Genomic DNA, 20,537 nt, shown 5'->3' with positions numbered 1-20,537 from the left:
CGTCACGGCTCCGGTTCGACGGCCGGATGCAGCACCGCAGCCCCCGCGAACCGGCCGGCCTTCAGGTCACGCAACGCGTGCAGCGCCTCGTCGAGCCGGTACGGCCTCGTCGTCACCTGCAGGCGGTGGTCGTCGGCGAACTGGAGGAAGGCGACGGCGTCGTCGCGAGTGTTGGCCTCCACACTCCGGATCTCCTTCTCGTGAAAGAGATGCCTGCGGTAGTCCAGCGGCGGGGTCGCACTCATATGGATCCCGGCGAGGCACAGGATTCCGCCGCGGTCGAGCGCCTCGAGTGCCGTGGGGATCAGTTCGCCGACCGGCGCGAAGATGATGGCCGCATCGAGCGGTTCGGTCGGGCTGTCGTAGGCGCCGCCGACGGAGACGGCTCCCAGATCGGCGGCCAGTCGACGCGCGTGGGGAGCCTGAGTGAGAACGTGAACGCGGGCACCCTGATGAATCGCGACTTGCGCGACGAGATGTGCGCTGCCGCCGAACCCGTACAGACCGAGTCGCCCGCCGGGCGGGAGTTCGGCGCGGCGCAGGGCACGGAAGCCGATGATCCCGGCGCACAGCAGGGGCGCCAGCTCGTCGACGCTGTAGCCCGTCGGCAGGCGCAGCGCGTAGGCGGCGGGCACCACCGCGAACTCGGCGTATCCGCCGTCGGCGTCCCATCCGGTGTAGGTGGAGTCGGGGCACAGGTTCTCTGCTCCGCGCCGGCAGTACACGCACCGACCGCAAGTGCTGTGCAGCCACGGGACCCCGACTCGATCGTTCACCCGGAACTCGGTGGTCGTGCCCGGCGCGATCTCCACCACGGTGCCGACGACCTCGTGACCGGGCACGACATGCGGTCGGTGCACCGGTAGATCGCCCTCCACCGCGTGGAGGTCGGTGCGGCACACGCCGCACGCGTCGACGCGGATCAGCAGCTCGCCCGGTGAGGGCGTCGGGACCGGTTCCCGCGTCCATTCGATCGGCGACGTCGTCGACACCGGGCCGGTGTCGGTCACGCGCCAGACCCGCATCGTCGCAGGTCGGGCAGCGCGGTCGGGGGCACTGTGATCCGGAGGCGTCGATCGGGAGTCCACCAGTCCAGTGTCCCCCGGCCGACCGGTCCCGGCCAAGGGTCGCAATGCCTCGATCGGCTGGCCCCGGCAGCCTCGGGTCCCGCTCAGTCCTCGGTCTTCGGCGCCGTCTTCTTGGCGGCCGTCTTCTTCGTAGCCGTCTTCTTCGCTGTGGTCTTCTTCGCCGCAGCCGTCTTCTTCGCAGCGGCCTTCTTCGCTGTGGTCTTCTTGGCCGTGGTCTTCTTGGCGGTCTTCTTCGCCGTCTTCTTGGCCGGACCGCGGGCACGGCGGTCGGCGAGCAGTTCCATCGCCCGCTCGGGTGTGATGGTCGCCACCTCGTCGCCCTTGCGGAGGCTGGCGTTGGTCTCGCCGTCGGTGACGTACGGACCGAATCGGCCGTCCTTGATCACCATCGGCTTCTCGCTGACCGAGTCGTTGCCGAGTTCGCGCAACGGCGGCGCTGCGGCCGCACGACCACGGCGCTTCGGCTCGGAGTAGATCTTCAGCGCCTCGTCGAGCGTGACCGTGAACAGCTGCTCCTCGCTGGTCAACGACCGCGAGTCGGTGCCCTTCTTGAGGTACGGACCGTACCGGCCGTTCTGGGCGGTGATCTCCTCTTTGCTCTCCGGGTCCACTCCCACCACGCGCGGCAACGACAGAAGCTTCAGGGCGTCGTCGAGCGTGATCGTCGAGATGTCCATGCCCTTGAACAACGAGCCGGTGCGCGGCTTCGGTCCGGCCTTCTTGGCAGCCTTCTTCGCCGTCTTCTTCGCGGTCTTCTTGGCCGTCGTCGCGGTCGCGACACCGCCCGATCCGCCGCTCGGCACGTCGTCGAGCGAGACCACCTCGTCCGCGCCGCCGCGCGGTGTCGGCCCGGCCGGAATGGTCGGGACGGGCGCCGACGTCCCAGGGTCCTCGTCCTCGTCGTCCTCGGACGGAAGGATCTCGGTGACGTAAGGGCCGAATCGGCCCTCCTTCGCGACGATCCGGTGTCCGGTGGCCGGGTCCACGCCCAGCACGCGGCCCTCCTGCGGCGTCTCGAACAGCTTCTCCGCGACATCGAGCGTCAGTTCGTCGGGCGTCATGTCCGACGGCAGGTTGGCGCGCTGCAGATCGGGCTCGGCGTCCGGTCCCGCGACGTTGCGTTCCAGATACGGGCCGTACCTGCCCACCCGCACGAACACCGGACGGCCCAGCGAATCGTCGAACAGCTTGATCGAGTTCACCTCGCGGGCATCGATGCCTTCGAGGTTCACTCCGACCAGTTTCTTGAGTCCGCCGACGCGGGCCATCGCGCCCGCCGCGTCTCCGTCGTCGTCGTGCTGAGCCTCGTCCGCGCCGAAATAGAACTCGCTGAGCCAGCGGGTGCGGTCGGCGTTGCCCGACGCGATCTGGTCCAGGTCGTCCTCCAGCGACGCGGTGAAGTCGTAGTCGACGAGGCTGTTGAAGTAACCCTCCAGCAGCCCCACCACAGCGAACGCGATCCATGACGGAACCAGCGCGCTGCCCTTCTTCACCACGTAGCCGCGGTCCTGGATGGTGCCGATGATCGACGCGTAGGTCGACGGCCGGCCGATGCCCAGCTCTTCGAGCACCTTGACCAGCGAGGCCTCGGTGTAGCGGGCCGGCGGGTTGGTGGAGTGTCCGTCGGCGGTGAGCGATGCGGCGGTGAGCGTCTGCCCTTCGCGGAGGTTCGGCAGCCGGTTCTCGGCGTCGTCGGCCTGGCCGCCGGCCAGCGCGTCCACGGTCTCGACGTAGGCCGACAGGAAGCCGGGGAACGTGATGGTGCGGCCGGACGAGGCGAAGGTGACCTGTTCACCGCTGGTGCTGGGACCGGCGGTCGCGTGCCCGGTCAGCCGCAGGCTCATGGTGGTACCGCGTGCGTCGGCCATCTGCGAGGCGACGGTGCGCTGCCAGATCAGCTCGTAGAGCCGGAACTCATCGGTGTCGAGCGCCGACGCCACCTGGCCGGGGGTGCGGAACGAGTCGCCCGCCGGGCGGATCGCCTCGTGCGCCTCCTGCGCGTTCTTGACCTTGCGCGTGTACTGACGCGGCGTCGGGTGGACGTAATCGTCGCCGTAGAGCTGACGGGCCTGCGACCTGGCGGCGTTGATGGCCGACTCCGACAGCGTGGTCGAGTCGGTACGCATGTAGGTGATGTAACCGTTCTCGTACAACCGCTGCGCGATCCTCATCGTGCGGTCGGACGAGAACCGCAGCTTGCGGCCCGCCTCCTGCTGCAGCGTCGAGGTCATGAACGGCGCGTAGGGACGGCGGGTGTACGGCTTCTCCTCCACCGACGTCACCGTGAGCGACGCGCCCTCCAGTGCGGTCGCGAGGGCCCTCGCGCGCGCCTGATCGAGCACCGTGACCCCGGTGGCCTTCTTGAGCTGGCCGTCGGCACCGAAGTCGCGCCCGGTGGCGACGCGGTCGTCGCCGATGTTCACCAGGCGGGAGGCGAAGGTCCGCGGCGACGAGGACTCGCCGGCGTCCACGGTGGCGGCGATGTCCCAGTAGTCGGCGGAGACGAACGCCATGCGCTCACGCTCGCGCTCGACGATGATCCGGGTGGCGACCGACTGCACTCGGCCCGCCGACAGCTTCGGCATGACCTTCTTCCACAGCACCGGCGACACCTCGTAGCCGTAGAGCCGGTCGAGGATGCGGCGGGTCTCCTGCGCGTCGACCATGTCGATGTCGAGCTCACGCGGATTCTCGGCGGCGGCGCGGATCGCCGACTCGGTGATCTCGTGGAACACCATGCGCTTCACCGGGATCTTCGGCTTGAGCGTCTCGAGCAGATGCCAGGCGATCGCCTCCCCCTCGCGGTCACCGTCCGTCGCGAGGTAGAGCTCGTCGACGTCCTTCATCAGCGACTTGAGTTCGGAGACAGTCGACTTCTTGTCGGCGGACACCACGTACAGCGGCTCGAAGTTGTCGTCGACGTTCACGCCGAGGCGAGCCCAGGGCTGGCCCTTGTACTTGGCGGGGACGTCGGCTGCACCGCGCGGCAGATCGCGGATGTGGCCGCGAGACGATTCGACGACGTAGTTCCCGCCCAAGTAGCCCGCGATCTTGCGGGCTTTGGTCGGCGACTCGACGATGACGAGACGCCGGACGGCTGAGGATGCGTTGTCGGAGGCGGCCACGGGTGCCCTTCAGTCAGAGAATTGCTGCTCGATGCCGTTGTACCTTATATAACGCGTCTTCTGCACGTCACCTCGGATTGTGGGGTCGGGACGTTGGTCCCGAATGACACACGCCGGGTAGTCCGAACGGACGACATCCGGTGGGGTCGCCGCACCTCACGGCCTATGGGGAAGGCCACACACCTTCCGGAGCCCCGTCCGGTGCGATGCCGACGGTCTCGAGCAGCCGGGTGACCCGCTTGCGACTGGAGATCCGCAGCGCCGGGTGCGGCCCGCGCGTTCCGACGAGGGTCGGTGCGATGCCGACCCGCATGAGCGCGGTCGACAGCGGCGCGTGAGTGTCGGGGGCACTCGGGTCGAGGCCGAGCAGGTAATGAGCGCCGTCCGGGCGGCCGGACGCGAGAGTCCACAGGCGCAGCGCGTGCGGGGTCGGCGTCCACCCCTCAGGAACCGCCTTCACTGCACCGGCAGACCATGCACGGTGCAGCGCGGTGATCCGCGGATTGGCCTCGGTCCGTGCGATCGGGCGGCCCTCCTCGGAGGTCACGATCTCCGCTTCGAGACCGGCGCCGCGGATCTCCGCGCAGATCTCCTCCGCGCGCCATTGCTCCCCGACCACCACGGAGACGCGTGCACCCCAACTCGTGTGCACCGACTGACCCTGTGCCGCAAGTAATCCGGCGAGGTCCGCGATGGCCGGGTCCTCGATCTCCGCAGAGAACAGCGACATCTGACTCACACGACCATGGTACGGCCCGAATGTGACAGTGAGGTCTCCGGCCGACGCGGGACGAAAAGACCGGACTCCCGGCCGCCGAAGCGGTCCGGGAGTCCGGTGAAGTCTTGTGTCGAACCCTGGCGGGCTCAGAGAAGACTAGAGGGCGTGAACGCCGGTGGCCTGCGGGCCCTTGGTGCCCTGACCGACCTCGAACTCCACGCGCTGGTCCTCTTCCAGGGTACGGAAGCCGTTGCCCTGAATCTCGGAGTAGTGCACGAAAACATCGGCGTTGCCGTCGTCAGGCGCGATGAAGCCGAAGCCCTTCTCCGCGTTGAACCACTTCACAGTTCCCTGTGCCATTTACTGCATTCCTTTACATTGCATTGCATCACCCATCGCAACGGAGCCGCGACGGGGGCCTGTTCCGACCGCCATACTTCAACAAGCCTCGCCGTAGGGCGATGAAACCAACTGCAGTACACCGGCCGCAACGAACTTCGATCAGATCGGAGCATGCGACCGCCTTAAGCTAATCACGTTCCTCACGCCAATGACACCCTCATTCGGCAGGTCGTTCGGCGACACGCCGGAGAAGGCGCCAAAGTCCCTGCGTACCATGGGTGCTTCGGGCAAGACGAATTGAGGGCAGTGAGGCGAGAACACGGCATGTCGCAGCGTGGTTACGGCAGCGAACTTCTCGGCCGCACCCTCGAGGGAACGCCGGAGGGCACCGCGGGACTCACGCACATGTCGGTGATCGATCCCCGCGGCGCGGAGTTCACCGATTGGCCCGACTGGGTGCACCCGGCGGTGCGCGAGGCGTTCGTCGAACGCGGAGTGCAGCGTCCCTGGCGTCACCAGTCCGAGGCCGCGAGCCTCGCCGCCGGCGGTCGTCACGTCTGTGTCTGCACCGGCACCGCATCGGGAAAGTCCCTCGCCTACCAGCTCCCGGTGCTCACCACCTTCGCCGACGACCCCGACTCGACGGCGCTCTACCTGTCCCCGACCAAGGCTCTCGGGACCGACCAGCTCCGGTCGGTGGCGCAGTTGATCGCCGGCCGGCCGGAGTTCGCGCACCTGCAGCCGTGCGCTTACGACGGCGACACCGATTCGGAGCTGCGTCAGTGGGCGCGGCAGCATTCCCGGTGGATCTTCACCAATCCCGACATGCTGCAGATCGGCATCACCTCCACCCATCCCCGATGGCGGCCGTTCTTCGCGAAGCTCCGCTACATCGTCGTCGACGAATGCCACCACTACCGGGGCGTCTTCGGCTCGCACACCGCGCTGGTGCTGCAGCGGGCACTGCGGATCGCGCGGAAGTACGGCGCCGACCCCGTCGTGATCGGGGCCAGCGCGACCGTGTCGAACCCGGCGCAGGCCCTGTCTCGGCTGATCGGCGAGGACGTCGTCGCCGTCACCGAGGACGCCTCGCCCCACGGTGAACGGACCGTCGCCATGTGGGAGCCGGGTTTCCTCGAAGAGGTCACCGGGGAGAACGAGGCTCCGGTACGCCGCTCCGCAGGATCGGAGGCGGCACGACTGCTCGCCGACTTCGTCATCGAAGGCGCACGCACCCTGTGCTTCGTACGCAGCCGGCGAGGCGTCGAGGTGACCGCGGTGCGGGCCCGGCAGATCCTGGCCGAGACGGCACCGGAGTTGGTCGACCGCGTCGCCGCGTACCGCGCCGGATACCTCGCCGACGATCGGCGCCGGCTCGAACGGGCCATCTCCGAAGGCGAATTGCTCGGTGTCGCGACCACCAACGCCCTCGAACTCGGCGTCGACATCTCCGGGCTCGACGCCGTGGTGGTGGCAGGCTACCCCGGAACGGTCGCCTCCTTCTGGCAGCAGGCCGGACGCGCCGGTCGGCGGGGCGAGGGGTCGATCGTCGTGATGGTGGCCCGCGACGATCCGCTCGACACCTATCTGGTGCACCACCCCGAGGCGCTCCTGGAGCGCGCGGTGGAGGCCACCGTCACCGACCCCACCAACCCGTTCGTCCTCGGTCCGCACATGCTGTGCGCGGCGACCGAGTTCCCGCTCACCGAGGCCGAAGTCGCGGCCTTCTCCGCCGAGCAGGTGGTGGCCGACCTCGCCGCCGAGGGCAAGCTCAAACGACGCAAGGCCGGCTGGTACGCGGCACCCGGGCTCGACCCGCACGGCGACATCGACCTGCGCGGCGGCATCGGCGGACAGGTGCTGATCGTCGATGTCACGTCCTCCCGTCTGCTCGGCACCGTCGACACCGCCCGCGCCATGACTTCGGTGTACCCGGGAGCGGTGTACCTGCACCAGGGCGAGAGCTTCGTGGTCGACGAACTCGATCTCGACGACGGCCTCGCACTGAGTCACCCCGAGGAACCCGATTGGACGACGTCGGCTCGCGAGGTCAGCGACGTGTCGATCCTCGAGACCGTGGACCGCCGCGAGTTCGGTCCCCTCACCGTCGCTCTCGCATCGGTCGTCGTCACCAGTCAGGTGGTCGGTTTCCTTCGCAAGTCGCTCAGCGGCGAGATCCTCGACTCGGTTCCGCTCGACCTGCCGGAGCACCGACTCGAGACCCGCGCCGTGATGTACACCCTCACGCCCGAGGCGATGATCGACGCCGGCATCGCACTCGACAAGTTCCCCGGCGCACTGCATGCCGCCGAGCACGCGGCCATCGGAATGCTGGGGCTCGTCGCAACGTGCGACCGCTGGGACATCGGCGGACTCTCCACCGCGCTGCATCCGGGAACCGGCTTGCCGACCGTGTTCGTCTACGACGGTTTCCCCGGCGGGGCGGGCTTCGCCGATCGCGGGTACGAGGCGTTCACCGAGTGGGTCGCAGCCACCGAGGCCGCCGTCTCCTCATGCGGCTGCGACACCGGCTGCCCGTCGTGCGTGCAGTCCCCGAAGTGCGGCAACGGCAACGAACCGCTGGACAAGGAGCACGCGATCAAACTGCTCCGCCTGATCGGCCGTCTGCACACGTAGCTCCGGGCCGACCCGCGGCCCTACGGCGACTCGACCGGCCCCGCCCGCGCGACCGCACGCGCCTCACGAATACCGAAGCGACCCAACCGAACCCTGACCGCGACGGACAGCTGCACGTCGTCGCCGTCGACCACGCAACCGGTCATCCTCGGATCCCCCTCCTGCCTCGACATCAGCTGCCGCGCGGTCGCACACGCCTCCCCGTCTCCACTGACCCGCACCGCAGCGGCCGCCAGTGCGGACAGGTCCGCCGCCGACTGCGCCCGATGCCTCGCGACCACCGCCGCACCGGAATACAGCATCGCCACCAGCAGGAACCCCAACCCCGCGATCACCGCGGCTCCGGCGACGGTCGAGAATCCCTCATCACCCTCCGTCCCCCGAACGCTCATCGCCGTCCCCCGGTCCGCCCGCCTCATCGCCGGTCGGCTCGCGAGCGGCCACCGCCTTCGCCGAGACTCTGACGAAAGGAAGCAGCGGGACGTCCGCCGACACCTCGACCACCACCCGGTCGTTCTCACCGGACACCGCGATTCCCGCACCGGCGGGCGCCACCTCCGCGCCCACGCTGCGGGCCGAGTCGTCCCCCGCGGCCGTCAGCCGCGCCACCTCGCGTGCCGCATCGGTGCACCGGATCTGCGCCGACACCGCGGCCACCGCTCCGAGGCCGATGAGCAGAAACGCCGCTATCGCCGCGAGTGCATACGCAGCCTCCACGGTCACCATCCCGGACTCGTCGCGGGCGCACCGCCGGATCAGCGCGACCGTCCGGCCACGCACGGCTCACCCCGCCGACGTGCTCAGCGCCTTGCCGATGATTCCGGTCAGCGCCGAGAGCACCGAATCGCCGGTGACCACCGTGTACAGAAGCGCCCCGAACGCCGCCGCCGCGATCGTGCCGATCGCGTACTCCGCCGTCGACATGCCCTCCTCTTCGACCGCGAGCCGGATCGTTAACTCCCGAATCTCCGTCCAGCGTTGCCGCGCGGTCCCCGGAATCGTCATGACGTCCCCCTTTCGTCGATGAAACCCTGCATCACTTAGACGCGCGAAAGTCCGGACCGGTTCCGACGGCGGCGGTAGGGCGTGTCGGCTAAAGAACTGCGCGCAGGCCGACGTCGGCCGGTCACGCCCCGCACACCACCGACCGGCCGAATCTCGTCGAGCACCAGTCGGCGAACCCGGGCATGTGGAGCACCGTGACACCGTCCTCCGCCGATGGCGCCAGGACCGCGGTCCACGACGTGCCGGGCTGGTTTCCGAGCGGTTCGCCCGTGTGCCAGGTCATGGTGTCCAGCGTGACGACGATGCCGTTGCCGTGCGCTCCCCACGTGGCGGTCCACTTCTCCACGTTCGCGGCGCCGGAGGCCAGGGTGACCAATGCGGTCCCATCCGGCTGAAGCGTCATCTGCCGTCCGTGCCCGGTCCACTCCCCGTAATAGCTCGACAGATCCGACCTGGGAGAGGTCTCCGTGGCCGCCTCGGTCGTCTCCGTCGACTCAGTCGGCATGACCGTCACCGTGGGCGACCCACTGTCAGTCACGGGCGCTACCGACTTCGTGACCGTGACGACCGTCGACGGGGCGCTCTGCCGCACGGCGCGGTCGCCGTTGTCGCAAGACGCGACTCCGACCGCCAGCAGCGCCGCTCCGGCCGCCACGGCCATCCATCGGGTGACTGCACGTGTATCCATGTACGAAGCGTGCGCGTCCGGGCGAGAAGAGGAAAGAGCGGCAGAACCGAATTCTGTCGTCTGAATGACCCGGGACGCCCGGCGCCGGCGCACGCCTCCGTCACACGCCCGCGAGGAGTCCCGACGCCAGGCCGATCACCACCGGCGCGATGCCCAGACATACGAACGCGGGAAGGAAGCACAGCCCCAGCGGTCCGCTGACCTTGACTCCCGCACGTTCGGCCGCTTCGAGAGCGGCGTTCTCCGCACGCCGCCGTGTGCCGTCGGCGAATCCCGAAACCACGTCGGCCACCGCCGAACCCGCTCGCGATGCCCTCCTGATCAGCGCCGCGAGTTCCGCGAACTCCGGGCTGTCGGACTCTGCGGCTGCCCAGGCCTGGTCCGGATCGGAGCCGAGCGCCAGGAGTTCCGCGGCTCTGGTGAGCGACCTGCCCAGCACCGGCGGCGACGTCCGGGCCGCGACCGCCGCCGCGGTCGCCAGCGGCAGTCCGGACCGGAGGCACACCGCCAGCGTGTCGTAGCCCGCTGCGATGTCGAAGGGATCCGGCGATCCTCCGGCCTCGTCCCCCGCACCGGTCTGCTCGGACTCCCGGACCCGGGCGAGCACCCACCCGGGCGGTGGCCACGCGAGCAATGCCGCCGCCAGAAGCACCAGCGCCGCACTCACGGCGCCACCGCCCTATTCGTGATCCGCCCGGCCCATGCGAGTCCGGCGACCGCCAGCAGCGTGCCGATCACCAGCAGAACACCGCCCGTCCCCGTGCCCAGCAGCACTCGAGCCGGATCGGCTCCCATCGCCTGTCCGAGTACCAGTCCGAGCATCGGCAGACCTGCGAGAACCGCCGCGGTGGCTCGTGGCCCCGCGAGCCCGGCTCTGGTCCGCGCGGCGAAGTCCTGCCTCGACAGGAGATCCGACCGCAGCGCGGCGAGCACCTCACCGATGGGCAGCCCGAACTCGAGCGACATGGCCCATGCCTGCGCCAGACGCCGGACCGGGTTCGACGCGGTTGACGGGGGTGGTCCCGGATCGCCGCCGAGTTCGGCCCGGGCCGCCATCCGGGCCAGTTCGTCCGCGACCGGTCCGGACGAGCCGGACTGCAGCAGGTCGGACGCTGCGGCGCGACACGCCTGGACCACAGGGGCACCGACCGACAGTTCGGCTCCCATCACTCCGAGCGCGGCGATCAGCTCGCCCATGTCGCGATCTCGCGCAGCGTCCCGTCGCGTCTGCCTCCGCTGCCGGGTAATCGCACCGGCCACCAGTGCCCCGGCGACACCGGGTGCGACGCCGAACACGATCAGCGCGCCCGCGGGCAGCGCCCAGACCGTCAGCCAGGGGTCGGTCCGCCGGCGCGAGCCCCGATCGGCACGACCGCAGAGTTCCTCGAGTCTGCGGTGAGCCTGCGGCGCCGGCCACAGCAAGACGGCGGCCGCTGCCGCGAGGAGCAGCGGAATCACGGTCACGACCGACTCCCGATGAGCCGCACGAGAGTCTCCCGACGGTCGGTGAAACCGGTTCCGGCCCGCCACGCGGGCACCACCCGGACCAGCCCGGCTCGATCCCGTTCCACCACTCCGATCTCGGTCATCGACCGTCGACCGCCCGCGGTCCTGGCCATTCCGAAGATCACCTGCACCAATTATCTGTAGTAGCAAGACAAGATGAGTTATAAATATGCCCTTGACCTTTGCATTTATTGTTATCTACATGTATACTATTAGGTATCAACCGAGTATTCAGATGCGAAAACTTTCATCGGTGAACCTATTGATATGTAGGAACGGATATGAAATTCTTCATGCATGAACCTCAGCCAACTCCAGGCCAAGTGCGACCAGCTGGTCGAGCAGTTCAACGGCGAGTTCGTGGTGTTGCGGCGCGACCTGGCCGACGCCGTTCAGGCGGTTGCCGACCTCTGGGAACCTGTGGTGACCGAGCACGGCGGGACCGTGTCGGACCTACACGGAATGATCCACTGCACGGACGTGCGCGGGATGCTGTTGCTTCGCACTGTGGGTTTCAGGAATCCAGATTCTCCGCCGAAGCCTGGCGTGTTCGCGATGCGTTACGGGCAGGGGATGTCAGCACTGCTCGAGGACCAGCGAGGGACCAGCATCCGGGTCCGGAAGATGCCGGCGTCGGTCATCCCGGAGCAGGGCGAGCGTCTAATCGTGCGCACCGGCCCGGTTCCGGTGACTCCCGACGAGCGGGACTCCGGCCCGGCGGAGGCCGACTGGGTGCTTCCGTTCCCTGTTCCCGATCCGGAGCAGCAGATTCCCTCGGGCCCAGTGGAATGGTTCGTGCTCTACTCGTTCACGCCGGACTCGGTGCAGGTGGCCGAGGTTTTTCTGGCGGCGGTGGTCGGGATCGATTCATCGTCGACGGTGGCGATTTTGGCGTCGACTCCACTCCCGCGGCAAGTGCAGCCTCGTCAGGTCGTCGCCGAGAACGACGACGACTTCGGCGACCTGCTGGGCAAGGCTCAGGAGGGCGACGGTCCTTCGCCGGCCTAGCGGAATTGTCAGACCCGGTCGCTACCGTCAGTCGGCGAGTGTTTGAATCGGGGACGTTATGACCACATGTGAGGTGTACGGACTCAGGGTCCGGCAAGCGAGACTGCTCCGACGGATGACCGCCAAAGAAGTACTCGCGAAGATGGGCTGGTCTGGTGCGCGGTTGACGCGGATGGAGCGCGCGGAGACCGTCGAGTTGGCCGTCCAGGACGTCGATCATTTGAGTGAGGTTCTGCGGTTTCCTGCGGAGTTCTTCACCACCGCACCGGTGTCGCGGGTCGAGCCGTCGGATCTGTCGTTCCGGGCGCCGAAGGCGATGACCGCTGCCGAGAAAAATCGGATGGCGCAGGTGATGGCGTTGTCAGGTGACTTCCTGCTCCAGTTGCATGCTGCGCAGAAGTTGCCGCCCTTACTGATTGAGCCCAGACCGACGTTGGATCCTGTCGCTGCGGCCGCGGCGGCCAGGGAGATGCTCAATGTCGGACCGGATGCGCCGATTGCGGACCTGACTCATCTGATGGAACGAAGTGGGATCCCGGTGATGATGCGGAGTGAACGATTCGGATCCCAAGGCCTGGAAGGCAATTCACGCGGACGTCTGGAGAAGCATCTCGGGTGCTCGGTGTGGATCGGAGAATTCCGGGAACGGCCTCTGGTCGCGTCGCGGGAGTTGGACTCGTGGGAACGGACGCGGTGGACGCTCGCACACGAGCTCGGGCACCTGATGCTCCATCGCAATGCCGGTGAGATGACCGACGAACGCGAGCAAGAGGCCTCGCGATTCGCTTCGGAGTTCCTGGCGCCGTACGCGCATGCGTCGGCATCGTTGCGTAGTGCACCGTCGTTGGTGAATCTCCTTCCGGTGAAGATGAAGTGGGGCATCTCGCTCGGCGCATTGCTGCGCCACTTCTACGAGTCCGGCGCCATGGACGAGCATCGTTACGAGACGCTGCGCAAGCAGTTGTATACGCGGGTGAATCCTGATACCGGGTTCACCTGGGGCCGCACCGAACCGGGCTGGGACGATCGGCTTCCCGAGCGTCCTCGCCTGATGAGCAGGTGGGTCGAAGCGGTGTACGGCACCAAATCTGTGCAGGCTCTGGCCGCACGCCGATTGATCCTGCCGGTCGATGTGATCGGCGAGTTGATGGTCGGCCAGCGAGGGCCGGCTCAGAAGGCTGTAGCAACGCCGGCGTCAGCGGCCGCGCCGTCGGTCACCGGCCGCCGCGGCGCGGTTGTCGAGGTCGACTTCGCCGGCGCTCACCGTTCGCGGCAAGCGTGATCGTCGGCGGAGGTGGCGGTGATGGCCCGAGCACAGCGAATGAGATTCCCTGACCGGCCCGACTCCTACACCGTCGTCGACGACACCGGTCTACCCGTTCTGCCTGCGCACGAGTTCCTGCGGTTTCTGCGCGATCAGGACCGCTCACCTAATACCGTCCGCGGCTACGCCCGTGGCCTGGGATACTGGTGGACTTTGCTTGAGCATGTCGGCGACGAGTGGGACCAGTTTCCGGTGTCCCGGTTCGGCGACTTCCTGACCTACCTGCGGTACGGGGACCTGCCCGGCGTGACGCGACTGTCCGAGCGGGAGAGGTGGCTCGCCGAATCCTCGGTCGCCACCTACAGTGCTGCTGTGCTGGCGCTGTACACCTTCCACGCCGATGCTCATCACCTGATCGAACCGTATGAGCGGCTCTACAGTGCCCGCCGGACCCAACGCTGGGCGAGCCCCTACAAGGGCTTCCTCGACGGTGTCGGCCCGCACCGCGATCACCGGCGGCCGTTGTACCGGACTCGGCTGCCGAACCAGTCTGCGACGCCGGTCCTGGATCCAGCGCAGGTGGTCGCGATCCTCGACGACTGTGCGGTCCAGACCGACACCGGCTGGACCGGCGGCCCTGTCGGACTCCGCGACCGACTCATGATGGCGGTCCTGGCCGAGACCGGCATGCGCCTGGGTGAAACGTTATCGTTGCGGCACAGTGACTTCCACATCACTGGCGGCGTCACCCCATCCATCGACATCGTCGGCCGCGATGATCATCCTCACGGCCTGCGCGCCAAAACCGGGGCTCGCCGCATCTACATCGGTGACGACTTGGCCGCGCTCTACACCGAGTACGTGTGGATGCTCGTGCAGATGTGCGCTGACGTGCTCGTGGAGAACCTGGATTCACATTTCGTGTTCGTCAATCTCGTTCGCGGGCAGCAGTTCGCGCCGATGCGGGTGGAGACCGTGTACGCCCGGGTCGACCAGGTGCGGCGCCACCATCCCGACACAGTGCCGGCCGACTGGTCGCCGCACTGGCTGCGTCATACGCATGCGACCGCGTTGCTCCTCAACGGGACTCCGCCGCACGTGGTGATGCGGCGCCTGGGCCACCAGGATGTGCAGACCACTCTCTCGACCTACGGATGGGTGACCGAAGACGCGCAGATGCGGTCCCTGTCGCAGTGGAAGAACTACGTCGCGGGCTGGAGGGGAATCCATGACACCTGACCACACCCCGCGGCTGATACCTGCCGACGCCGCAGATCCCTCCGGGGACTCTTTGTGGGAGGCGCAGTGGGCGCGGGTCCCCGATCAATGGCGGCAGCTGCGGTACCGCATCGACCAGGCGCCCGCCGATCGCGTGTTTCTGCTCAATCGGCGGTACCTGCGGAACCCGGACGGGCACGACTTCACCCCGCAGTCGGTTCCGCTGCGCTTGCAGCAAGAGCTGGCGTGGTGGGTGTGGCTGTGCGGTGCCGACGGACTCCGCAAGATCGAACCGTCCCTGCTGCGCTGGTTCTCCCTGACGTTGACCGCGGCCGTCGCCGACTATCAACGAGTCCACGGTGATCCACCGACGTCGGTGACCGACCTGGGTGTCGCGGACCTGACCCGGTCGGCGCTGGTGGGGTTCGAGCAGCGCAATGCCCGCCTGGCGTCGGCGAACTCGCGCCGCAACATCACCAACTTCATCGAGCAGATGCACCTGCACGTCAGTGTCCGCTGCGGCACCAAGCCGTGGTGGGAGCACGACATCTGGGATCTGCGAGCCGATCGGCGGATCCCGCAACGCGAGCACGAACCGGCCCACGACAAAGCGCTACGCTTGGACACCCTCGAACCGCGCTGGCTCCGCGACGGTGTCCGCTTCTGGTTGCGGACCGCGCTGAGCACCGAACTGCTGCGGTGGTCGTCGGCGGTGGAGCGGGCCCGCACCCTGTCCCGCCTTCTCGGGCCGTTCCTGCAGGCTCAGGGCATCGACGATCCAGTGATCAGCACCGACCCCGCAGTATTGCGTCAGGTGTTCACCGACTTCTCCGGCTACCTGCACTCACCGCAGGCCTGTGCCCGGCCTGGGCGATTGTTGTCGGCGTCGGCCGTCGACGAGGCCCGCAGCCAGACGCAGGTGTTCTACACGTTCATGGCCGACCACGCCCCCGAAGCCGCGGCGGCGACCGGCGATCGTCGCTGGCTGGCGGTCTCGGCCGCGCACACCCGGCTGTGGGGGCCGGCGTTCCGGACTCGGCACTCCTCCCGCGTTCGGGAGTTGACCTGGTACAGCACCAGCGAACTGCAGCAGATGCTGTGCTACCTCGACGTCCTGTCCGCCGACCGCGGATTCCCGGTGTCGATCACCCACCCCGACCGAACCCTATCGGTCGTTGCCGGCCTCGGTGACCCGCAGACCGCCCGCATCTGGCTGCTTCAAGCCCTGACCGGCCGCCGAGCCTCGGAGATCCTGATGCTCGACCACGAACCCCTGGAGGCGATCCCTGGCATCGAACGTCCCGTAGACAGTAACGACCCCGATGCGTTCGTCGCCAAACTCCGGTACCAGCAGACCAAGGTCGACGGCGTCATCCCGACGATCCTGGTTGAGCAGGCCGTGGTGAACATCATCGCCGAACAACAACAGTACAACCGAGACCACTACCCGGACCTGACCCCGAAGTACCTGTTTCTCGGGGTCCGGCACCAATTTCAGGGGCAACGCCCCCGCCCGTATGCCTCCTACCGATCCGCACTGGCCAAACTCGACCGAGTCCACGGACTCACCGACAGCGCCGGAAACCCTCTGAGGTTCACCCAAACCCACCGGCTCCGGCACACCCGGGCGACCGAGCTCCTCAATGACGGCGTCCCCATCCACGTCGTGCAGCGCTACCTCGGACACGCCTCACCCGAGATGACCCTGCGATACGCGGCCACCCTCGCAGCCACTGCGGAAGCGGAGTTCCTCAAGCACAAGAAGATCGGCGCCCACGGCGCCGACCTGGGCATCAGCCCCACCGACGTCTACGACATGACCCAACTGTCCCAACGCACCGACCGCGTCCTCCCGAACGGCGTCTGTCTGCTGCCGCCCTTGCAGACCTGCGACAAAGGCAACGCCTGCCTGACCTGCGGTCACTTCGCCACCGACCGCACACACCTCGACGAACTCGCCGACCAGCGCACCCGTACCGAGTCGCTTCTCCAGGTGCGGCGCCGCCAATACCACGAGCGCACGGGTCGGCAACTTTCCGACGAGAATGTCTGGGTCCACGAACGTCTCCGCGAGATCGCCTCGCTCGATGCCATCATCGCCCGACTCGCTGCCGAAGAGGACCAGGCATCGGCCGATCGCGATTCTGCGGTGGCCGGGGCCGGCACCTCCGATCGGCGACCGCTGCTGCAGATCCAGACTCGAGGGCTGCACGAGATCGCACTAGGGAAAGCTGAGAACCGAGGTAATGGGGTATGACGCCACCGACTGATCAGGCGATCGCCGCGCTCAACGCCCACGCACAGCAGCGCTCCGCCGACGTCCGGACTCGGATTGAGAAGGCCCTCACCGCCATGCGGAGATCGGGGGCCACAATCAACATCAACGCCGTCGCTGTACGTGCCGGCGTCACCCGCAAGACGATTTACAACCATCCGGACCTGCGGGAGAAGATCCGCGCCCACACCACCATCGCCCCGCCACCCGAGGCTGCAGCCACCGACAGCTCCATCGTGTCGGCGCTTCGCGCTCAGTTAACGGCCAACGATGCCGAACTCCGTCGCCTCCGCGCAGAACTTCGCGCCAAGGACGTGCTGATCGCCAAACTCTACGGCCGGCTAGACACGGCGGACGAGTGACGACAGACCGCCGACGATTCTCGGGTAACCGGCGCACGTCCCGTCCCACGGTTCGAGAACGTCATTGCGCACATCGCGCCCAACCGTAGGGCCATCGGCTGATTCGTCTGTTCGCCAGCCTAGTCAGCAGGATCGAGGAGGTCGTCAATGACGGCATCCAGTCGTCGCCGAATGTGCTGTGGCGGTCCCACCACGGAGTCGACGAGGATCTCGGCCTGAGCAACGGCATTGATTCGACTGCCGATCCGCCAGGAGGCCGCAAACGCGGCGTCAGTGTCCACCTAGCCACCCACCAGAGTTACGGCGGCCGCGATGAGCGTGCCTCGGAAGCGGCCGGGATCGTCGGCGATGACCTGTGCCGGTGCTCGATCATCCAGGCGCGGATTGCGTCCTTGGAACCAGGCTTGGATCAACGATGGGGTAGCGCCGAGCTGGTGTTGCAGGGCCGCCACGCTGTAGGCCACCTTCAAACGGGCTCGGACGTGGTCCGGGACTGCGGCCGCGTGTGTGATGTAGTCGCTGACCGCAGCGGTGCTGGGCGCGCCGGCCAGATACGCAACCAAACGCGCACCGAGCAGCGTGCGCAGTTGGTCGACCAGTGTCGCGTCGTCGAGGGCGTCCAGATGCACTGTCACACGATCGTGGACGGCGGCAACCGAGGGCCGGACCGATTCCATGGATGTCATCGTCGCACACACAAGCCGCCTGATTCGCCGCCGTTTTTCGGAGGCTCCGCTGATCAGTGCCCAATCATTCGTGGCCACGCAGAACGCCGGAGCAGTCGCAGACCATTGAGCCCGACGATGATGGTGGACCCTTCGTGGCCGGCGACACCGAGTGGCAGAGGCAGCGTGCCGAGCAGGTCCCAGAGCACCAGTACCGCAATGAACGTCGCCGCGATGATGAGGTTGGCGACGACGACACGGTGCGCCCGCCGAGCAAAAGCGAGGACCGAGGGCACTGCGGTCAGATCATCACGGACGACGACGACATCGGCAGCCTGCAACGCCAGATCAGAACCGGCGCCGCCCATCGCGATCCCAACCTCGGCCGCAGCGAGCGCGGGCGCGTCGTTGACCCCGTCGCCGACCATAGCGACAGTGCGACCGCCAGCGTGCAGGGCGGCAATGGCGTCCGTTTTGCCCTCCGGGAGCAATTCAGCATGGATGTCAACGATGCCCACGTCGGCCGCGACGCGTTCCGCGGCTTTTGCGTTGTCACCGGTCAACAGGACGGTACTCACTCCATCGCCAGTCAGAGCGACCACGCTGGCGGCCGCGTCGACGCGTTGCGAGTCGCCCAGAGCCAACACTGCGATAGCCGCCCCGTTGTCGACGACGATGACCGCGGTGTCGCCTCGCGTTTCGGCGGCAGCAACGAGTTCGGCGACCTCGACCGCCGCGGGGGTGTCCGAGGTGTGTGGAGACACGACCGCGATCTGGTGCCCGCCAACAACGCCGGTCACACCGCTCCCCGGCTGCGCGGCAAAGCCTTCCACCGGCGGGACCGATAGCCCTCGCTCATGGGCAGCTGAGACGATGGCCGCCGCCAGTGGGTGTTCACTGAGTGACTCGACGGCTGCGGCGACGCTGAGGACCGTGTCGATGCCGTGGCCGAGGTCGAGGCCCTGCCCGGTGAGGTCGACGGTGGCCAGGACAGGACGGCCGGAGGTGATTGTGCCCGTCTTGTCGAATGCGACAGTGTCGATCGTCGACAGATTTTCCATGACCACCGCTGATTTGATAAGGACGCCGCGGCGACCTGCGTTGGCGATGGCGGCCAGCAACGGCGGCATGGTCGCCAAGACCACCGCGCACGGCGACGCAACGATCATGAACGTCATCGCTCGCAGCAAAGACGGCTGCAGTTCGGCACCGAACGCGAGCGGAATCGCGAACACCAGGAGCGTGCAGGCCACCATGCCGATCGAATACCGCTGTTCGACCTTGTCGATGAACAGCTGTGCTCGCGCCTTCGTCTGCGACGCTTCGGCGACCATCGCCGCAATACGCGCGACGACCGAGTCGGCGGCAGGCCGGTCAGCGCGGATTGTCAGTGCGCCGGTGCCGTTGACCGTACCGGCGAAGACCTCGTCGTCGACCCGCTTGATCACCGGTAGCGGCTCCCCAGTAATGGTGGCCTGATCGACTTCACTGGCACCGTCGATGACGGTGCCGTCGGCGGCGATACGCTCACCGGGGCGGACCCGGATCACGTCGCCAACGACCAACCCCGCGGCGTCAACGATCTGCTCGTGCCCGCCGGCGCCAAGGACCGTGGCCCGACTCGGCGCAAGGTCGAGCAGTCCGCGCACCGAATCCTCGGTGCGAGCCGTCGCCCAGGCCTCCAAGGCGCCGGAAGTCGCGAAGATGACGATCAACAGGGCACCGTCGGTGACCTGCCCGATCGCGGCAGCACCGATCGCGGCCACAACCATCAGCAGGTCGACGTCGAGAGTCTTCTCGCGCAACGCCTGCAGACCGGACAGCGCCGACTCCCACCCACCGACGACATAGCAGGCCAGATATAGCGTCCACCACACTGCCGGCGCCGTGCCGCCGAGCTGCGCGGCCAGCCCGGCCACGAACAACACCAATGCGGCCACTGCCCATCGGACCTCGGCAAGGTCCCATGGACGGGTCCGCGCCCCGGCATAGCCACGCCTCGCGGCACCCCTGCTTTGGTCGACCTGTGTCGTCGCCATGTCCATCCCGGGTCACTCTCTCTGGTTCGAATCAATCACCAAATCAGAATATATGAACACCTCTTCATGTGAGTAGTGCGAAGTATGATGTTGATCATGGGACACCGGATCGGCAGTGGCGGCGAGACAACGACCTCACTCGACGCGGCGACCGCCGACCGCGTCGCCACCACCCTGCAGGCTTTGGCGACTCCGAGCAGGCTGCGGATCTTATCCGAGCTTCAAGGCGGAGCCATGGCTGTGGGAGAACTTGCGGCGGCCGTGCAGATGGAGCCGTCCGCGGTCTCGCACCAACTACGACTGTTACGGAACCTGGGCCTGGTCACGGGGGTACGCAACGGCCGCAGCATTGTGTACAGCCTCTATGACACCCACGTCGCTCAACTGCTTGACGAGGCCGTTTATCATAGCGAACACCTCCGTCTCGGTCTCACTGATCAGTACACCGCCGAGACGCCCGAACGGTCACGTGCAGACGTAGTCAACCGCAACTGACCGAGTCGCCCCACACCTGGCAGCTCTCGCCAGGTCGCCTGACCTGCGATGCGCGGCGGCACTCTTGCATCACGGCCGGCGGCAGGTATATCGTCATCGGAA

21 protein-coding genes are annotated in these 20,537 nt (G+C 67.5%); 7 read left to right on the top strand and 14 right to left on the bottom strand.

Annotated features, from left to right (window positions below; translation table 11 throughout):
• Positions 1-2: 2 nt before the first annotated feature.
• From ABFX36_RS13655 to ABFX36_RS13640, 4 genes are all read right to left on the bottom strand, one after another.
• Entirely contained in the window at positions 3-1,025 is a 1,023-nt protein-coding gene (locus ABFX36_RS13655; protein ID WP_346076815.1) for a zinc-binding alcohol dehydrogenase family protein, read from the bottom strand.
• Between the two features lie 146 nt (positions 1,026-1,171).
• Positions 1,172-4,213, bottom strand: a complete 3,042-nt coding sequence (gene topA, locus ABFX36_RS13650; RefSeq protein ID WP_346076768.1) for a type I DNA topoisomerase — start codon at positions 4,211-4,213, stop codon at positions 1,172-1,174.
• A gap of 163 nt (positions 4,214-4,376) precedes the next feature.
• Positions 4,377-4,952, bottom strand: coding sequence for a hypothetical protein (locus ABFX36_RS13645; protein WP_039868129.1), 576 nt, complete (start codon positions 4,950-4,952; stop codon positions 4,377-4,379).
• Between the two features lie 135 nt (positions 4,953-5,087).
• On the bottom strand, positions 5,088-5,291 hold the full coding sequence (locus tag ABFX36_RS13640) for a cold-shock protein (RefSeq protein ID WP_006898129.1): 204 nt from the start codon (positions 5,289-5,291) through the stop codon (positions 5,088-5,090).
• Positions 5,292-5,597: 306 nt separating this feature from the next.
• On the opposite strand from ABFX36_RS13640, the gene ABFX36_RS13635 reads away from it, so the two are divergent.
• A complete protein-coding gene (locus tag ABFX36_RS13635) occupies positions 5,598-7,910 on the top strand; it encodes a DEAD/DEAH box helicase (RefSeq protein ID WP_346076765.1) in 2,313 nt (770 codons plus the stop codon).
• Between the two features lie 20 nt (positions 7,911-7,930).
• Here the strand turns inward: ABFX36_RS13635 and ABFX36_RS13630 are convergent, their stop codons facing one another.
• The 7 genes from ABFX36_RS13630 to ABFX36_RS13600 all read right to left on the bottom strand — a co-directional run bounded on the left by ABFX36_RS13630 (position 7,931) and on the right by ABFX36_RS13600 (position 11,234).
• On the bottom strand, positions 7,931-8,302 hold the full coding sequence (locus ABFX36_RS13630) for an Rv3654c family TadE-like protein (RefSeq protein ID WP_346076763.1): 372 nt from the start codon (positions 8,300-8,302) through the stop codon (positions 7,931-7,933).
• Positions 8,277-8,690, bottom strand: coding sequence for a TadE family type IV pilus minor pilin (locus ABFX36_RS13625; RefSeq protein ID WP_346076761.1), 414 nt, complete (start codon positions 8,688-8,690; stop codon positions 8,277-8,279). Before ABFX36_RS13625 ends, ABFX36_RS13630 begins: the two co-directional genes overlap by 26 nt.
• A 3-nt stretch (positions 8,691-8,693) precedes the next feature.
• On the bottom strand, positions 8,694-8,915 hold the full coding sequence (locus tag ABFX36_RS13620; RefSeq protein ID WP_006898133.1) for a DUF4244 domain-containing protein: 222 nt from the start codon (positions 8,913-8,915) through the stop codon (positions 8,694-8,696).
• A gap of 121 nt (positions 8,916-9,036) precedes the next feature.
• A complete protein-coding gene (locus ABFX36_RS13615; protein WP_278125272.1) occupies positions 9,037-9,603 on the bottom strand; it encodes a hypothetical protein in 567 nt (188 codons plus the stop codon).
• A 100-nt stretch (positions 9,604-9,703) separates the two neighbouring features.
• Positions 9,704-10,270: a type II secretion system F family protein gene (locus ABFX36_RS13610; RefSeq protein ID WP_346076759.1), complete on the bottom strand. Its 567-nt coding sequence runs from the start codon at positions 10,268-10,270 to the stop codon at positions 9,704-9,706.
• The gene (locus ABFX36_RS13605; protein WP_006898136.1) at positions 10,267-11,067 is read right to left on the bottom strand and encodes a type II secretion system F family protein; all 801 of its coding nucleotides are present in this window, start codon (positions 11,065-11,067) and stop codon (positions 10,267-10,269) included. The genes ABFX36_RS13610 and ABFX36_RS13605 overlap by 4 nt, the downstream gene beginning before the upstream one ends.
• A complete protein-coding gene (locus ABFX36_RS13600; protein ID WP_006898137.1) occupies positions 11,064-11,234 on the bottom strand; it encodes a hypothetical protein in 171 nt (56 codons plus the stop codon). The genes ABFX36_RS13605 and ABFX36_RS13600 overlap by 4 nt, the downstream gene beginning before the upstream one ends.
• Positions 11,235-11,406: 172 nt before the next feature.
• On the opposite strand from ABFX36_RS13600, the gene ABFX36_RS13595 reads away from it, so the two are divergent.
• Genes ABFX36_RS13595 through ABFX36_RS13575 form a run of 5 tightly spaced genes read left to right on the top strand, consistent with a single transcriptional unit; the run spans position 11,407 to position 17,236 of the window.
• Positions 11,407-12,117, top strand: coding sequence for a hypothetical protein (locus tag ABFX36_RS13595; RefSeq protein ID WP_006898138.1), 711 nt, complete (start codon positions 11,407-11,409; stop codon positions 12,115-12,117).
• Positions 12,118-12,175: 58 nt separating this feature from the next.
• The gene (locus tag ABFX36_RS13590) at positions 12,176-13,399 is read left to right on the top strand and encodes an XRE family transcriptional regulator (protein ID WP_006898139.1); all 1,224 of its coding nucleotides are present in this window, start codon (positions 12,176-12,178) and stop codon (positions 13,397-13,399) included.
• 21 nt (positions 13,400-13,420) lie between these two features.
• Positions 13,421-14,620, top strand: coding sequence for a tyrosine-type recombinase/integrase (locus ABFX36_RS13585; RefSeq protein WP_006898140.1), 1,200 nt, complete (start codon positions 13,421-13,423; stop codon positions 14,618-14,620).
• Positions 14,610-16,856: a tyrosine-type recombinase/integrase gene (locus tag ABFX36_RS13580; protein ID WP_006898141.1), complete on the top strand. Its 2,247-nt coding sequence runs from the start codon at positions 14,610-14,612 to the stop codon at positions 16,854-16,856. Before ABFX36_RS13585 ends, ABFX36_RS13580 begins: the two co-directional genes overlap by 11 nt.
• Positions 16,853-17,236, top strand: coding sequence for a hypothetical protein (locus ABFX36_RS13575; protein WP_006898142.1), 384 nt, complete (start codon positions 16,853-16,855; stop codon positions 17,234-17,236). The genes ABFX36_RS13580 and ABFX36_RS13575 overlap by 4 nt, the downstream gene beginning before the upstream one ends.
• A gap of 119 nt (positions 17,237-17,355) precedes the next feature.
• On the opposite strand, the gene ABFX36_RS13570 is transcribed toward ABFX36_RS13575, so the two are convergent.
• Genes ABFX36_RS13570 through ABFX36_RS13560 form a run of 3 tightly spaced genes read right to left on the bottom strand, consistent with a single transcriptional unit; the run spans position 17,356 to position 19,940 of the window.
• Positions 17,356-17,517 (bottom strand): hypothetical protein, encoded by a 162-nt coding sequence (locus ABFX36_RS13570; protein WP_156150509.1) that lies wholly within the window; start codon positions 17,515-17,517, stop codon positions 17,356-17,358.
• A complete protein-coding gene (locus ABFX36_RS13565) occupies positions 17,518-17,922 on the bottom strand; it encodes a hypothetical protein (RefSeq protein ID WP_233500150.1) in 405 nt (134 codons plus the stop codon).
• A gap of 53 nt (positions 17,923-17,975) precedes the next feature.
• Positions 17,976-19,940, bottom strand: coding sequence for a heavy metal translocating P-type ATPase (locus tag ABFX36_RS13560; protein ID WP_039868140.1), 1,965 nt, complete (start codon positions 19,938-19,940; stop codon positions 17,976-17,978).
• A gap of 96 nt (positions 19,941-20,036) precedes the next feature.
• Between ABFX36_RS13560 and ABFX36_RS13555 the strand changes: the two genes are divergently transcribed.
• Positions 20,037-20,435, top strand: coding sequence for an ArsR/SmtB family transcription factor (locus ABFX36_RS13555; protein WP_006898146.1), 399 nt, complete (start codon positions 20,037-20,039; stop codon positions 20,433-20,435).
• The last annotated feature ends 102 nt before the right edge of the window (positions 20,436-20,537 follow it).

The sequence above is a fragment of the Gordonia cholesterolivorans genome (assembly GCF_039531975.1).
Taxonomy (GTDB): domain Bacteria; phylum Actinomycetota; class Actinomycetes; order Mycobacteriales; family Mycobacteriaceae; genus Gordonia; species Gordonia sihwensis.
Note: the sequence above shows the minus strand (reverse complement) of the source record. Positions and strands in the feature narration are given on the sequence as shown.

Bases quoted from the DNA above. Each gene is read 5' to 3' on its own strand.
- ABFX36_RS13655 (WP_346076815.1), bottom strand. From the start codon at position 1,025: ATGCGGGTCTGGCGCGTGACCGACACCGGCCCGGTGTCGACGACGTCG.
- ABFX36_RS13595 (WP_006898138.1), top strand. From the start codon at position 11,407: ATGAACCTCAGCCAACTCCAGGCCAAGTGCGACCAGCTGGTCGAGCAG.
- ABFX36_RS13640 (WP_006898129.1), bottom strand. From the start codon at position 5,291: ATGGCACAGGGAACTGTGAAGTGGTTCAACGCGGAGAAGGGCTTCGGC.
- ABFX36_RS13565 (WP_233500150.1), bottom strand. From the start codon at position 17,922: ATGACATCCATGGAATCGGTCCGGCCCTCGGTTGCCGCCGTCCACGAT.
- ABFX36_RS13635 (WP_346076765.1), top strand. From the start codon at position 5,598: ATGTCGCAGCGTGGTTACGGCAGCGAACTTCTCGGCCGCACCCTCGAG.
- ABFX36_RS13590 (WP_006898139.1), top strand. From the start codon at position 12,176: ATGACCACATGTGAGGTGTACGGACTCAGGGTCCGGCAAGCGAGACTG.
- ABFX36_RS13575 (WP_006898142.1), top strand. From the start codon at position 16,853: ATGACGCCACCGACTGATCAGGCGATCGCCGCGCTCAACGCCCACGCA.
- ABFX36_RS13555 (WP_006898146.1), top strand. From the start codon at position 20,037: ATGGGACACCGGATCGGCAGTGGCGGCGAGACAACGACCTCACTCGAC.
- ABFX36_RS13580 (WP_006898141.1), top strand. From the start codon at position 14,610: ATGACACCTGACCACACCCCGCGGCTGATACCTGCCGACGCCGCAGAT.
- ABFX36_RS13615 (WP_278125272.1), bottom strand. From the start codon at position 9,603: ATGGATACACGTGCAGTCACCCGATGGATGGCCGTGGCGGCCGGAGCG.
- ABFX36_RS13560 (WP_039868140.1), bottom strand. From the start codon at position 19,940: ATGGCGACGACACAGGTCGACCAAAGCAGGGGTGCCGCGAGGCGTGGC.
- ABFX36_RS13585 (WP_006898140.1), top strand. From the start codon at position 13,421: ATGGCCCGAGCACAGCGAATGAGATTCCCTGACCGGCCCGACTCCTAC.
- ABFX36_RS13630 (WP_346076763.1), bottom strand. From the start codon at position 8,302: ATGAGCGTTCGGGGGACGGAGGGTGATGAGGGATTCTCGACCGTCGCC.
- ABFX36_RS13620 (WP_006898133.1), bottom strand. From the start codon at position 8,915: ATGACGATTCCGGGGACCGCGCGGCAACGCTGGACGGAGATTCGGGAG.